The organism is Microbacterium sp. bgisy207 (genome assembly GCF_965345035.1).
Lineage (GTDB): Bacteria > Actinomycetota > Actinomycetes > Actinomycetales > Microbacteriaceae > Microbacterium.
Map to the genome: position 1 here is coordinate 232,165 of NZ_CBDRMG010000002.1, position 12,871 is coordinate 245,035.

At 68.3% G+C, this 12,871-nt stretch carries 15 protein-coding genes; 9 read left to right on the forward strand and 6 right to left on the reverse strand.

The genetic code is table 11. From position 1 onward, the window contains the following. Positions 1 to 177: 177 nt before the first annotated feature. On the reverse strand, positions 178 to 447 hold the full coding sequence (locus ACSGC5_RS02785) for a hypothetical protein (protein ID WP_434969087.1): 270 nt from the start codon (positions 445 to 447) through the stop codon (positions 178 to 180). A 105-nt stretch (positions 448 to 552) separates the two neighbouring features. Here ACSGC5_RS02785 and ACSGC5_RS02790 point away from each other — a divergent pair, with 105 nt between their 5' ends. After that, positions 553 to 885: a hypothetical protein gene (locus ACSGC5_RS02790; protein WP_434969088.1), complete on the forward strand. Its 333-nt coding sequence runs from the start codon at positions 553 to 555 to the stop codon at positions 883 to 885. A 256-nt stretch (positions 886 to 1,141) separates the two neighbouring features. Here the strand turns inward: ACSGC5_RS02790 and ACSGC5_RS02795 are convergent, their stop codons facing one another. The 3 genes from ACSGC5_RS02795 to ACSGC5_RS02805 are packed head-to-tail and all read right to left on the reverse strand — an operon-like array spanning position 1,142 to position 4,836. Continuing rightward, complete coding sequence (locus ACSGC5_RS02795) at positions 1,142 to 2,797, reverse strand: DNA repair helicase XPB (protein WP_434969089.1); 1,656 nt, start codon at positions 2,795 to 2,797, stop codon at positions 1,142 to 1,144. Between the two features lie 41 nt (positions 2,798 to 2,838). Next, a complete protein-coding gene (locus ACSGC5_RS02800; RefSeq protein ID WP_434969090.1) occupies positions 2,839 to 4,569 on the reverse strand; it encodes a helicase-associated domain-containing protein in 1,731 nt (576 codons plus the stop codon). Then, on the reverse strand, positions 4,570 to 4,836 hold the full coding sequence (locus ACSGC5_RS02805; RefSeq protein WP_434969091.1) for a multidrug ABC transporter ATPase: 267 nt from the start codon (positions 4,834 to 4,836) through the stop codon (positions 4,570 to 4,572). Between the two features lie 107 nt (positions 4,837 to 4,943). Between ACSGC5_RS02805 and ACSGC5_RS02810 the strand changes: the two genes are divergently transcribed. Together ACSGC5_RS02810 and ACSGC5_RS02815 are read left to right on the forward strand one after the other, a co-directional pair. Beyond that, positions 4,944 to 5,324, forward strand: coding sequence for a cold-shock protein (locus ACSGC5_RS02810; protein ID WP_434969092.1), 381 nt, complete (start codon positions 4,944 to 4,946; stop codon positions 5,322 to 5,324). Then, positions 5,308 to 5,874, forward strand: coding sequence for a DUF3027 domain-containing protein (locus ACSGC5_RS02815; protein ID WP_434969093.1), 567 nt, complete (start codon positions 5,308 to 5,310; stop codon positions 5,872 to 5,874). Before ACSGC5_RS02810 ends, ACSGC5_RS02815 begins: the two co-directional genes overlap by 17 nt. Here ACSGC5_RS02815 and serC read toward each other — a convergent pair. Then, entirely contained in the window at positions 5,871 to 6,977 is a 1,107-nt protein-coding gene (gene serC, locus ACSGC5_RS02820; RefSeq protein ID WP_434969094.1) for a phosphoserine transaminase, read from the reverse strand. The genes ACSGC5_RS02815 and serC overlap by 4 nt on opposite strands. Positions 6,978 to 7,082: 105 nt before the next feature. Between serC and ACSGC5_RS02825 the strand changes: the two genes are divergently transcribed. From ACSGC5_RS02825 to ACSGC5_RS02835, 3 genes are all read left to right on the forward strand, one after another. Further along, entirely contained in the window at positions 7,083 to 7,784 is a 702-nt protein-coding gene (locus ACSGC5_RS02825) for a metal-dependent transcriptional regulator (protein WP_434969095.1), read from the forward strand. 243 nt (positions 7,785 to 8,027) lie between these two features. Further along, positions 8,028 to 8,921 carry a M23 family metallopeptidase gene (locus ACSGC5_RS02830; protein ID WP_434969096.1) on the forward strand — a complete coding sequence of 298 codons (894 nt, stop codon included), beginning with the start codon at positions 8,028 to 8,030 and terminating at the stop codon, positions 8,919 to 8,921. 311 nt (positions 8,922 to 9,232) lie between these two features. Further along, entirely contained in the window at positions 9,233 to 9,730 is a 498-nt protein-coding gene (locus tag ACSGC5_RS02835) for an HNH endonuclease (RefSeq protein WP_434969097.1), read from the forward strand. Positions 9,731 to 9,740: 10 nt separating this feature from the next. Here the strand turns inward: ACSGC5_RS02835 and ACSGC5_RS02840 are convergent, their stop codons facing one another. Next, positions 9,741 to 10,244 (reverse strand): MarR family winged helix-turn-helix transcriptional regulator, encoded by a 504-nt coding sequence (locus tag ACSGC5_RS02840; RefSeq protein WP_434969098.1) that lies wholly within the window; start codon positions 10,242 to 10,244, stop codon positions 9,741 to 9,743. Between the two features lie 50 nt (positions 10,245 to 10,294). Here ACSGC5_RS02840 and ACSGC5_RS02845 point away from each other — a divergent pair, with 50 nt between their 5' ends. The 3 genes from ACSGC5_RS02845 to ACSGC5_RS02855 all read left to right on the forward strand — a co-directional run bounded on the left by ACSGC5_RS02845 (position 10,295) and on the right by ACSGC5_RS02855 (position 12,870). Then, positions 10,295 to 11,224 carry an EamA family transporter gene (locus ACSGC5_RS02845; RefSeq protein ID WP_434969099.1) on the forward strand — a complete coding sequence of 310 codons (930 nt, stop codon included), beginning with the start codon at positions 10,295 to 10,297 and terminating at the stop codon, positions 11,222 to 11,224. 12 nt (positions 11,225 to 11,236) lie between these two features. Then, positions 11,237 to 11,797, forward strand: a complete 561-nt coding sequence (locus ACSGC5_RS02850; RefSeq protein ID WP_434969100.1) for a cysteine hydrolase family protein — start codon at positions 11,237 to 11,239, stop codon at positions 11,795 to 11,797. Positions 11,798 to 12,045: 248 nt separating this feature from the next. Then, positions 12,046 to 12,870, forward strand: a complete 825-nt coding sequence (locus tag ACSGC5_RS02855) for a hypothetical protein (RefSeq protein WP_434969101.1) — start codon at positions 12,046 to 12,048, stop codon at positions 12,868 to 12,870. Position 12,871 lies beyond the last annotated feature (1 nt).

Consider the following 12,871-nt stretch of genomic DNA (forward strand, 5'->3'; position numbering starts at 1 on the left):
CCCCCATTATCGTGATGTCGCTGGTGCGGATGCTGGATATCGCGCGGATCGGCGGTTCTCGCCGTGCTTTTCGGGTCGGCGCTCTCCGCTGCCCGCGAGGTTCCAGGTCGATATCCGCCCGCCTTGCTGCGATCGCCGACGCGCATTCTGCGAGCCGTCGGCAACCCGCCCCTCCGGTCATGAGGATGCAGGTCGCGGCCTGTCAGTGTCGACCAGGCGGTGCGCGTCGGCTGCCCTCAGCGTCAGGCCATACACTTCGCGCAGAGACTGGATCTTCTCGAGTGTTTCCTCGCCGAACGGAGCTGTGCCCTCGAACGCATGGAGCAGGACCCCCTCCAAGAGGTCGCCAAGACTCATGTCAAGGTACTCCGCGGTTCCCTTCGCCACCTTCAAGATGCGCTTTTCGATGCGGACTCCGGTTTGGACCCGGGTCACGACCTCGCTCACGGCGTCCTCACCTGCGACCCGTCGATGTTATCTATGTACACGGGTACAAATGTACAGCTACTCTCGTCGTTGGGTGCCCAACGACAGTCAGGAGGGGAGAGAGTGATGGACGCCGAGAGGATGCCCGCCGAGGCCGAGCTCGCCGAGATCGTCGAGATCGGCGAAGGGTTCCTCGACTGCTCGCTACCCGGAGAGCGCTTCGATCACCGCGCGCACCTGATCATGACGACGTATCTGCTGACGCACTACCCCGAGCGGAATTGGGAACGTGACCTTCCCGAACACATCAAGCGATTCAACGTCGCCCACGGCGGCGTCAATGACCACACCCGCGGTTACCACCACACCATCACCCTCGCCTTCCTCCGGGCGGTGAGTTCGATCGTCTGGAGCACACAGGTGCAGGATCCTGTGGTCGCGTGCTCGCCTCTGACCTGAGGGAGCGCGACTATCTCTTGCGTTTCTGGAGTCGGTCACTGCTCTTCTCTCGGGAGGCGAGAGCGACCTGGGTTGCGCCCGACCTGCGCCCCGCAGCGTGGGAGGCTCGGTGGACACCCTCGCCGTCGGCTCCGGATCGCCCACGGGTTCGGGTGAAAGACGGGACGCCGCCATCGGCGTCCACGTCCTGAAACGTCGGGAATTCTTCCCGGAGTGCTCGCGGTCCTCTCACGCGCGGATCGGCGGCTCTCGCTGCTCAGGCGGCGAGTCGATCGGCATCCAGGATGGTGTAGCTGTAGCCCTGTTCGGCCAGGAACCGCTGCCGGTTCTGGGCGAAGTCCTGATCGACGGTGTCGCGGGCGATGAGCGTATAGAAGCTCGCCGTGTTGCCCGACTGCTTGGGGCGTAGCAGGCGCCCGAGTCGCTGGGCCTCCTCCTGCCGGGAACCGAACGACCCCGACACCTGGATCGCGACGGATGCCTCGGGCAGGTCCACCGAGAAGTTCGCGACCTTCGAGACCACGAGCACCGAAATCTCGCCCTCCCGAAAGCCTCGATAGAGATCCTCGCGCTCATCCACCGGCGTCGCCCCTGTGATCTGCGGGGCACCCAGAGCCCGTGCGATCTCGTCGATCTGGTCCAGGTACTGTCCGATCACGAGGATCTGCTCCCCGGCGTGCCGGGCGACGAGGTCCTTCACGACCTCGATCTTGGCCGGCGCGGTCGCGGCGAGTCGGTAACGTTCGTCATCCGCCGCGGCCGCGTACTCGAGTCGCTCTCCGGCCGGAAGGTCCACGCGCACCTCGAAACAGGCGGCGGGTGAGATGAAGCCCTGCGACTCGATCTCTTTCCAGGGTGCGTCGAAGCGCTTGGGGCCGATGAGGCTGAACACGTCGCCCTCCCGGCCGTCCTCGCGCACGAGGGTGGCGGTCAGGCCCAGTCTGCGGCGGGCTTGCAGGTCAGCGGTGAGCTTGAACACCGGCGCCGGGAGCAGGTGCACCTCGTCGTAGACGATCAGTCCCCAGTCGAGCGCATCGAGCAGCGCGAGGTGAGCGTATTGTCCTTTGCGCTTCGCGGTGAGGATCTGGTACGTCGCGATCGTGATGGGCTTGACCTCCTTGGCCTGACCCGAGTACTCGCCGATCTCCTCCGGCGTGAGGCTCGTCCGCTTGAGCAGCTCGTCGCGCCACTGGCGCGCGCTCACGGTGTTGGTGACGAGGATGAGCGTCGTGGTCTTGGTGTCGGCCATCGCGCCGGCCCCGACAAGGGTCTTCCCGGCGCCACAGGGAAGCACCACGACCCCCGAGCCGCCATCGGTGAACGCATCCACCGCCTGGCGCTGATACGGCCGCAGGTGCCAGTCGTGTTCGGCAAGATCGATCGGATGCGGCGTGCCCGGGGTGTAGCCGGCGAAGTCTTCCGCGGGCCATCCGATCTTGAGCAGTTCCTGTTTGATCTGACCCCGTGCCCACGCGTCGATGACGTACGTGTCGGTGGAAGGATGCCCCACCAGCAGCGGCTGGATGCGCTTGTTCTTGGTGACCTCGGCCAGGACGGCGGCATCTGTGGACCGCAGCACGAGCGCCGGCTCCTCGATACCGGGTACGGTGTCGCGCTCGATCACCAGGCGGCCGTAGCGCCCGACCGTCTCGCGGATGTCGATCGCGACCGACGGCGGAACGGGGAAGCGCGTCCAGCGGTCCAGGGTGCTGAGCATGTCGTCGGCGCTGTGCCCCGCGGCACGCGCGTTCCACAGGCCCAGGCGGGTGATCCGGTAGGTGTGGATGTGCTCGGGGGCGCGCTCGAGCTCGGCGAAGATCGCGAGCTCGTGGCGTGCGGACTCGGCATCCGGATGCGCCACTTCCAGTAGCACTGTCCGGTCGCTTTGAACGATGAGGGGGCCGTCAGCCATAGCGGTCCAGTCTACCCGCGAGGCATCGGGGCGGACGGTGGTCAGGTCGTCGAGACGCTCACGATGGTGGAGATCGGGAGGGTGCGCTCGACGTCCGCCCCCCGATCCTTGCCGCGCAGGCGACCGCCCCCGAGGCCGGTCGCCTCCAGGGTGAACGTGCGCGTCTCCGAGGGACTGATCTGGGCCGTCACGACGATGACGGACTTCGTGCGCACCGCTTGCTCGAGTTCGCGTTCGAGCCACGCGGTGTCGTCGTCGCCGCTCGCTGAGCGGAGTGCGCCGATGAGGCGCGCGTACGTGTCGCTCGCGCGTGCGTCGGCCGCACAGGGAGCGGCGGTGCGGCGCCGCAGCGACTCGGGTGCGCCGTGCTCGTCGAGAGCCACGACGGGGTACCGGGCATCGGCCAGAGCCCAGAACAGATGATCCCGGCCGACGCGGCTGACCAGCACGGTGCCATGGCGCACCAACCCGACCGGCCGTAGGGCTTGATCGACGAGGACGAGGTCGAGCAGGTGCGGATCTGTGCTCTCCACGACGGTGTTGGGGCTGCCCGGATCGGATCTGACCGTCACGGAGCCGTGGCGCGCCGCGGTCGTGTCGATGACGTAGTCGAGGGGCTGCGGGATGCCGGTCAGCGACAGTTCGCGGAGGAACTCCCGAATCGTCTCCGCTGTCTCACCGTCGGTCAGTCCGGCGCCGATCGACTCCGCCGTGAAGCGATAGGTCGAGGCTTGAGCGCGTGACTCGCGCCGAGCGATCCTCCGAAGGCGCAGGTCCAGCCGGGGGGCGAGGGGGCCGGGCGCGACCGCCGTGAGATCCGCCTGCAGGTAGATGCGGTCGATCTCGGCGGGGAGCGCGTCGCGGAGCGCATCCGTATCGAAGGGCGTTCCTTCGGCGAGCCCGCGTGACCACGGGGGAAGCGTCCCGTCGGTCGCGAGAATTCCCCACCGTTGTGCCGTGCGACGTAGTGCTGCGGCGCGTGCGGGCCATTCCGGGCTGAGCGGATAGGCGCCGAGCCAGCGCGATGTGTCGCTCATTCCGCCCTGTGGTGTGCGAAGTCCGGCCGGGAGATGACGGCGAAAACCCTCGGCGATCGTGACCCACCGCGCGACAGTACCGCCATCGAGCCATTGCTCGCCCGCCGCGGTGACGACGATCTCTCGGCCGATCGGGGTGAGCAGCTGCGCCGCCTCGCCACCGGCGATCAAATCGTCGAGATCTTCCGGCGCCCCGATCGCGCCCGATTCGGTGAGCCTCTTGCGATCCGCCGCGCTCACGGCGCCAGCCCCCGTCCGCGTCAGCGGCACGTGCAACGCGGCCAGAAGCACGTCCGCAAGCGAGGCGGATGCCGTGAAGATCCGCTCGGCAGCGCTCGCGGTCTCGGCAGCCGAAGCGGGGGCACGTGGCGCGGTGTCGGCGCCCGCGATCCCACCGACCGGCTCGGTAGGTCCGAGCGAGTGGACGTGGAGCGCGGAAACCCGTTCGGCGACGGGCCCGTAGAGAGCACCATCGGCCCGCACGAGGCCCCAGCTCACCGCGGCGTCCGGCGCGGCTCGGCTCGGGTGGGCAGCGGCGATCGCTGCTAGTTCGTCACGGTCGAGCCGCGCGAGGGCCTTATCGATGGATGCCGGTTCGAGCAGGGCCTCTGCGGCGTCGAAGAAGTCGCGCCACGGTGCGGCGGGAGAGACTCCGCGCCGCTGGAAGAGGTCAGCGAGGGCGTCCTCGTCGAGCGATGCCAGCCAGGTGGCGAGGGAACGCTCATCACCCGCCATTCACTCGCCCCGGTTCGCCCGCGCCCTTCGCACGAACGTCATGATCAACACCGTGAGCAGCATCGCGAAGGCGAGGATCGGAGCGACGTAGACGATGATGCCTATCGCGGGCCACAGTCCGGTGCTGAAATCGGCCTGCGACGCAGAGCCGATGAGGATCGCGAAGAAGGAGAGGACCGACAGTGCGAGCAGCCCGAGCGACATCGACGCGAGAACGCGGTCGATCGTGCGGACCGGGAGGTCGCTGCCAGGGCTTCGCGTGCTCATCCGCCTCAGACTACTCCGTCGCGGTGCTCTAGGCTTAACCGGGGGATCGATCGGTCCCTGTGTCGCTCTGCCGCCCCTCGGCGGCGCCGTTAAGAACGAGGTTCTCCATGCCCACCGGCAAGGTCAGGTTCTACGACGAGGACAAGGGCTTCGGCTTCATCTCCTCTGACGAAGGACAGGATGTCTTCCTTCACGCCACCGCGCTGCCCGCGGGGGTCTCGGTGAAGGCCGGCACGCGCCTCGAGTTCGGCATCGCTGATGGAAAGCGTGGGCCGCAGGCACTGTCGGTGCGGGTGATCGAAGCGCCGGCCAGCCTCGCCAAGCGCTCGCGCAAGCCCGCCGACGACATGGCGATCATCATCGAGGATCTCGTGAAGCTGCTCGACGGCGTCGGCGGGGACCTGCGTCGTGGTCGCTACCCGAGCAGTGCTCACGGGGCGAAGGTTGCCGCCGTGCTGCGCAAGGTGGCTGATGAGCTCGACGCCTGATCCGGCGCTGCTGGCCGCGCACGACCTCGCCCTGGCGGCCCTGCACGAGATCACTCCCGCGGCCACGGTCGGCCCGGCAGCCGGTTACACGGTCGAAGCCGATGGCGTGGTCTCGCTGCGGTTCGAGACGACCCTTCGCGGGTATCCCGGATGGTTCTGGACGGTGAGCGTGGCTCGGGTCGACGACGAGCAGCCGACCGTGCTCGAGGCCGAACTGTTGCCCGGCGACGGCGCGCTGCTCGCGCCCGAGTGGGTGCCATGGGCGGTGCGGCTGGCCGACTACCAGGCCGCGCAGGCTGCGCTCGTTGCCGATGCAGAATCCGGCGACGCGGCCGACTCCGATGACGAGTCGGATGTCGAGGACGATGACGATCTCGACGACCTCGACGTCGAGGACTTCGACGAGGACGGCTCGCGCCTGCTGCACAGCGGCGACGTCGACGGGGTCGACATCGACGAACTGGACGACGCCGGGCACGACGACGACAGCGACGACGACCACGACGCCGAGGGCGAAGACGGCGTCGAGGGCGAAGACAGCGAAGACTAGATCCGTTCGGCCGTGTACTCGATCGCCGAGATGAGTCGGAGGACATCTGACTCATCGATCGACACGAAGGTCGCGATGCGGAGCTGGTTGCGACCGAGTTTGCGGTAGGGCTCCGTGTCGACGATGCCGTTCTCGCGCAGGCTCTTCGCGATGGCAGCGGCATCCACACTGTCGTCGAAATCGATCGTCACGACCACGGGAGACCGATCAGCGGGGTCGGTCACGAAGGGTGTCGTGTACGACGTCGCCTCGGCCCACGCGTAGAGGGCCGCCGAGGTTGCCGCAGTCTTGGCGCCCGCCCAGGACAGCCCGCCGTTGTCGAGGATCCACTGCACCTGCTCGTCCAGCATCAGGAGCGTCGCGACAGCCGGTGTGTTGAGGGTCTGATTCAGCCGCGAGTTGTCGATCGCGTTCTTCAGGCTCAAGAACTCCGGGATGTACCGGCCGGATGCGGCGATCCGCTCGATCCGCTCGATCGCCGCGGGGGAGACGAGCGCGTACCAGAGCCCACCGTCGGACCCCAGGTTCTTCTGCGGGGCGAAGTAGTAGACGTCGGCCTCGGCAGCGTCGAAATCGATGCCGCCAGCGGCGCTCGTGGCATCGATGACGGTCAACGCGCCGGGACCCCCAGCGACGCGAGAGATCGGCGCCGACACGCCCGTCGAGGTCTCGTTGTGCGGCCACGCGTAGACATCGACGCCGTCGACCGGCTCCGGGACACCCCTCGTGCCGGGTTCGGTCTTGCGGATATCGGGCGTGTCCAGCCAGGGAGCTTTCGCTGCGGCAGCGAACTTCGAGCCGAACTCGCCGAACGCGAGGTGCTGGCTGCGCTGCTCGATCAGCCCGAAGGCTGCGGCGTCCCAGAACGCCGTCGAGCCGCCGTTGCCGAGGATCACCTCGTATCCCTCGGGTGCGCGCAGCAGTTCGGCGAGGCCCTCGCGTGTGCTCCCGACGAGGTTCTTGATCGGTGCCTGGCGGTGGGAGGTTCCCAACAGCGACGCTCCGCGCGTGACGAGGGCTTCGAGTTGCGCACCCCGCACTTTCGAGGGTCCGCAACCGAACCGGCCGTCGACGGGAAGCAGTTCTCGGGGCAACTCGACCATGTCCCGATTCTAGAGTCGCCCTGCGGGGGGCTCTGACCGGCTGGGCGCCGGGGAAAAGGCTAGGCTCGTCTTAGCCCCACGAGGATGCAGACACGAGGATTCCGCATGACCGATCTCATCGACACGACGGAGATGTACCTCCGCACCATCCTCGAACTCGAAGAAGAGAACATCACGCCACTGCGCGCGCGGATCTCCGAACGACTCGGGCACTCCGGTCCCACGGTGTCTCAGACGGTGGGGCGGATGGAACGTGACGGCCTCGTGATCGTCACGGAGGACCGAAGCCTCCAACTGACGGATCTGGGCCGCCAGAAGGCCATCGACGTCATGCGCAAGCACCGCCTTGCCGAGCGGCTGCTCTCCGATGTCATCGGACTCGATTGGGCATACGTCCACGACGAGGCCTGCCGCTGGGAGCACGTCATGAGCGAGCAGGTTGAGCGCCGACTCGTCGAACTGCTCGATCACCCGACCGAGTCGCCGTACGGAAATCCCATCCCGGGACTGGATCAGTTGGGCGACATACCGGCGCTGACCTTCGAGTCCGGGGTGGTGGGACTCGTTCGCAAGCTCGACGCCGCCGGAGAGCCGATCACGGGGACGATCCGCCGACTCGCCGAACCCGCCCAGGTCGACCCCGAGCTGCTGCAGCAGCTGAAGGGCGCCGGGGTCCTTCCGGGAGCTCACGGCAGCTACCGCTACAACGAGGGGTATGTGCTCGTCCAGATGGACGGCGTAGACGAGGGGCTTGAGCTGCCGGTCGAAGTCGCCGGGCACATTTTCCTCGTTGACGACCGCGCGTGACGGTGGCTCGTCGGCTCCTCCCCAGGCCTGCGCGGAGGCCATCCGACACGTCCTCGGCGTGACATGTTCGTTACCTTCCGGTAGCCTCGTACAGTCCGGGTGAGTCCAGCACAACCTCGGACCCCGATCGAATTGCCTCGCGGCTCGTCATTCGAACGGTGACACCCGTGATCGAGCGGAGCGCAGCTTCGCACCGAAACGTGACGAGCCGGCGCTCCGGCGCAGAGGCGCCGGAGGACTTACTTGGCTGAGAAGAACGATGCGACCGCGGCGGACGACCCGACCGCGGCCACCAGAAAGACCTCGCGTCTTGCCCGCATCCGTCGTGGGGACGTGACGAAGCCTGCGCCTGCCGCATCCGTCGCCCGCCCGGCCGTCCGCAAGCCCAAGACGAGTCCCCGGGGTCCCGTACGCAACGTGGCGACGCTCGCGATCGTCGGCGGGCTCGTGGCCACTGTCGCTTTGCCGGCATACGGCGCGTTCCAGACGCCCGAAGCATCGGTCACTTTGCAGCAGGTCGCCGAGGGCGACGCCCAGTCCCTGGTCGTTGCGTCCGACGCGGCGACCAGCGAACTGGATCGAGAAAGCTACTCGGCGACGACGCCCGAAGAGATCGCGAAGAAGAAGGCCGAAGAGGCCGCGGCGGCGGCTGCGCGCGCCGCGGCATCCCTCGCCTCCAGCGGCGGAGGGTCCTCCTCCGTGGATATCAACATGGTCGCTCCCGGCTCCGGCGCCGTTCGCTGGCCGGTCTCGAGCTTCCACAGTGACTGGTCGATCAACGGGTTCCGCACCCCGACCCGCCCGAACCACAACGGGCTCGACATGCTCAACGCCGGCGGTACGCCGATCTTCGCGGCCGCCGATGGCGTCGTCCGCGTTGCGCAGGACGGTCTCGGCGGATATGGCAATGCCGTGGTGATCGACTCGGTCATCGGCGGTCAGGTCGTCACGACGCTCTACGCGCACATGATCTGGGGAAGCCGTACCGTCAGCGCCGGACAGACTGTCTCGGCCGGTCAGATGATCGGTCAGATGGGACGGACCGGCTCGGCGACGACGACCCACCTGCACTTCGAGGTACGCGTCGGCGGCGCGCTCGTTGACCCGATGGCCTGGTTGCAGGCCAACGCCGGCTGAGTTCGGCCCGTTCCTCGACACGCCACTGTCCGTTCACCGTTCTTGGGCTGAGGGCACCATGAGGTGCATTAGCCTGGTCCCGACGTGTAAGAGAACGGGAGAGAGTCCGATGGGCAGCACACCGCGCAGCCGAACCACGGTTGCACTGGGGCGCCTCGTCCTTCGGCATCATGTTCTCGGACACCGCAGCTGTGCTGTGGTTCCAGGGCGCTGTCTGTAGAGACAGCGCCTTTTTTCATGCCTTGCGCGATCTGACCACGTCGAACGTCGAATAACCGTGAAGCCGTCTCGGGCCGTTCGTGAGGATGAACATGCGCACTCTGGTGTTGAACGCAGGATATGAACCGCTGGCCGTCGTGTCGTTCAAGCGAGCACTCGTGCTCGTCATGAACGACAAGGCCACCGTCATCGAACACATCTCCGGGGATCCGGTCTGGGGCACCGATGGCGCTCACGATCGCCCCGCGGTCATCCTGCTCAGTCGCTACGTGCGCGTCCCCGGGGGCCGCACGATTCCCGTCACCCGTCGCGGCGTCTTGCGCCGCGACGCTCACCGGTGTGGATACTGCGGCAGATCGGCATCCACGATCGATCACATCCTGCCTCGCTCGCGTGGCGGTGCCGACTCGTGGGAAAACCTTGTGGCGTGCTGCCTGAAGTGCAACAACCTCAAGAGCGACCGTACGCCGCAGGAGATGGGCTGGGAGCTGCGGATCACCCCGGGTGCGCCACGCGGGGCACAGTGGACCGTGCGCGGAACCGACCGAACCGATCCCGCGTGGGAGCCGTATCTCGCGCTGGCTGCCTGAGATCTCCTCCTCAGTCTGAGGCAGGCTCGAGGATGCCGAGCCAGCGGCGAAGGATCGGCTCGAGGATGTCGGCATCCGGTCCGAGCTCGGCGATGATCCGGTGCTCGCCAGCCATGTGCGCGGTGAACGCGTCGTCGATGAGGGCGAGTCCGGCATCCGTGAGCCCGATGAGTCTGCCGCGGGCATCGGATGCCTCGGGTCGGCGCTCGACCAGTCCGCGCGCGATCAGACGGTCGACGCGTTTGGTGAGGCCGCCGCTGGTGACCATGGTGTGGTCGGCGAGCTCTCCCGCGCGGCGCTGGTAGGGGGCGCCGGCGCGGCGCAGGGTCGCGAGGATGTCGAACTCCGCGGAGCTCAGACCGAAGCTCGCATACACCTGGTCGAGGCGTGCGTCCAGCAGCAGGCCGATGCGGTGCAGGCGCCCGATCACGCCTTGCGGGAACGGATCGATGTCGGGTCGTTCGCGCCGCCAGGCGGCCTGGATCTGCGCGACGCGGTCGGGGGCGGCATCCATGGATTCACGGTATCGGAATAAATCTTCCACGGAAGGCATTGATAGCTTCCGTGGAAGGTAAATCTCTGAGGTGGATCCTGCTGACCGCGATCGCTCCGATCGCCTGGGGGAGCACGTACTTCGTGACACGGCAGTTCCTGCCCGTCGACGCGCCGCTGTGGGGTGCGCTGTTTCGCGCGCTGCCCGCGGGCCTGATCCTGCTGCTGATCTCACGCCGCCTCCCGCACGGGGCGTGGTGGTGGCGCGCCGCCGTGCTCGGCATCCTCAACGTCGGCGGCTTCTTCGTGCTCGTCTACATCGCCGGCCAGCGCCTGCCCTCGAGCGTTGCGGCGACCGTGATGTCGGCGTCGGCTGCCGCCATGATGCTGCTGGCGTGGATGCTGCGCCGCCAGCGCCCCCGCGTGCTCGCCGCCGTCGGGGCGGGTGTCGGGCTCGTCGGGGTCGCGCTCCTGGTCGGTATCGGCGGGGAGCCGGTCGACGGCTGGGGGCTCGTCGCCGCGTTCGCGGGGATGATCTCCTCCTCGCTCGGGTTCGTGCTGACGGGGCGGTGGGGCAACGAGATTCCGGGACTCACGATGGCGTCGTGGCAGTTGACGATGGGTGGCCTCATGCTGCTGCCCGTCGCGCTCATCGTGGACGGTCCGCCTCCCGCGCTGACCCCGACCTCGCTCGTCGGGTTCGCCTACCTCTCGCTCGTGTCCACAGCGCTTGCCTTCACCGTGTGGTTCGCCGGCCTGCGGCGCCTGCCCGCCGCGACCGTGGGGCTTGTCGGGCTGCTCAACCCCGTCACGGGGGTCGCGCTCGGCGTGCTCATCGCAGGGGAGGCGTTCGGTCTCGCGCAGATCACGGGGCTCGTGCTCGTGCTCACCGGGATCGTGCTGGGCGCGGTGGTGCCGCGGCGGCGGGGTGCTGTGGCGGTCGAGCACCCGCCGATCCCCGCCAGAACCTCTGTGCATGGCGTGGATGTCGATGCGGCGTGATGGGATGGGGGCATGACGCGCGCACTCGTGGTGATCGACATGCAGCGGGGGTTCGACGACCTCGCGTTCTGGGGTCCGACGACCAATCCGGCGTGTGAGGCGAATGTCGCACGGCTGATCGACGCGTTCGCCCAGGCGGGGGAGCCTGTCGTGGTCGTGCGGCACGACTCGCGGCATCCGGATTCGCCGCTGCATCCGTCGCACCCGGGCAACGCGCTCGTGGATGCCGTGGCGGGCGCGGATGCCGCGGTGCTCGTGACCAAGAACGTGAACTCCGCGTTCTACGGCGACCCCGATCTGCACGCCTGGTTGCAGGAGCGGGGCATCGGCGAGCTCATGCTGTGCGGCATCCAGACCAACATGTGCGTCGAGACGACAGCGCGCATGGGAGGCAACCTCGGGTACGACGTGACCGTCGTGCTGGATGCGACGCGCACGTTCGATCTCGAGGAGCAGATCCCGGGGCTGGGGGTCGTGCGGCGCACGGCTGACGAGCTCATGGCCGGCACCGCGCTCGTGCTGCAGGGTGGCGGCTTCGCGCGGATCGCCACGACCGCTGACCTCGTGACCTGACTCGTCGGTCACCGGGGTGCGCTCGGGTCTCTCTCGAAGATAAAGACGATTCTCGCGTCATCTCCGCAGAAATGCCCCAACTTCGGATGATTCCCGGGGATTCCTGCGGGGTTGGCGCGTTTCTGTGACGAAAGACCCCGCGAGGCCTCTCCGAAGGCCCATTGATCAGGGTTGAGCGGATGTCGGAAGCGGGCCGTAGGGTGCTCTCACGGATTGACGCATTCGAACATGCGTTCTAGCCTGTGGGAGTGAGGGCGATCATGGGAGCACAGCGCGCGGAGACCACCGCCGCGGTCCGCGACCGGCTGGCCGAGGTGCATCGCCTCCGCGCGAAAGTCGAGCAGGTGCAGGGGCGATCGCTCGACGCTCCCGCGCTCCCCGCCTTCCCGGCGTTGGCGCGGCTGCTTCCGGGCGGCGGGTTGCGGCCGGGTTCGGTGTACACCCTCGCGCCGGGGTCGGCATCCGTCTCGCTGCTGCTCGCGCTGCTGGCCCCGCCCTCCCGGGCCGGGTCGTGGTGCGGGGTCGTGGGGATGCCCCACCTGGGGGCCGAGGCTGCCGAACGGCTGGGTGTCGAGTTGTCGCGGCTCGTGATGATCCCCGATCCGGGGTCGCGGTGGCTCGCGGTCACGGCGACCGTCGCCGAGGTGCTGCCGGTCGTGGCGGTGCGTCCGCCGGGGAGGGTCGCGGATGCCGAGGCGGCCCGGTTCGCCGCCCGCCTGCGCGACCGCGACGGAGTGCTGCTCGTGCAGGGATCCTGGCCGCAGGCCGAGGCGACCCTGTCGGTGAGCGCTCCGGGGTGGGGCGGACTCGGCCGCGGGCACGGATACCTCGACGCACGGGAGGTGACCGTGACCGTGACCAGCCGGCGGCTGTCGACGCCGCGGCGGGGACGGATGCTGCTGCCGGCCCCCGGCGGAGTGGTCGATGTCCCGGCGGCGGCGCCCGCGGTCGGGGCCGGATCCGCGCCCGGGGTTCCGGCCGTCCGGCGAGATGACTTTTCGGCGCGTGAGGCACTGTCGGCGCGGGAGGCCCTGCCCGTGCGGGAGGCCCTGTCCGTGCGGGAAGCAGGGTGAG

Coding starts and splice junctions, on each gene's coding strand:
- serC (WP_434969094.1), bottom strand. CDS start 6,977: ATGGTCGAGTTGCCCCGAGAACTGCTTCCCGTCGACGGCCGGTTCGGT.
- ACSGC5_RS02840 (WP_434969098.1), bottom strand. CDS start 10,244: ATGGATGCCGCCCCCGACCGCGTCGCGCAGATCCAGGCCGCCTGGCGG.
- ACSGC5_RS02805 (WP_434969091.1), bottom strand. CDS start 4,836: ATGAGCACGCGAAGCCCTGGCAGCGACCTCCCGGTCCGCACGATCGAC.
- ACSGC5_RS02850 (WP_434969100.1), top strand. CDS start 11,237: ATGACGCGCGCACTCGTGGTGATCGACATGCAGCGGGGGTTCGACGAC.
- ACSGC5_RS02810 (WP_434969092.1), top strand. CDS start 4,944: ATGCCCACCGGCAAGGTCAGGTTCTACGACGAGGACAAGGGCTTCGGC.
- ACSGC5_RS02835 (WP_434969097.1), top strand. CDS start 9,233: ATGCGCACTCTGGTGTTGAACGCAGGATATGAACCGCTGGCCGTCGTG.
- ACSGC5_RS02825 (WP_434969095.1), top strand. CDS start 7,083: ATGACCGATCTCATCGACACGACGGAGATGTACCTCCGCACCATCCTC.
- ACSGC5_RS02815 (WP_434969093.1), top strand. CDS start 5,308: ATGAGCTCGACGCCTGATCCGGCGCTGCTGGCCGCGCACGACCTCGCC.
- ACSGC5_RS02800 (WP_434969090.1), bottom strand. CDS start 4,569: ATGGCGGGTGATGAGCGTTCCCTCGCCACCTGGCTGGCATCGCTCGAC.
- ACSGC5_RS02790 (WP_434969088.1), top strand. CDS start 553: ATGGACGCCGAGAGGATGCCCGCCGAGGCCGAGCTCGCCGAGATCGTC.
- ACSGC5_RS02795 (WP_434969089.1), bottom strand. CDS start 2,797: ATGGCTGACGGCCCCCTCATCGTTCAAAGCGACCGGACAGTGCTACTG.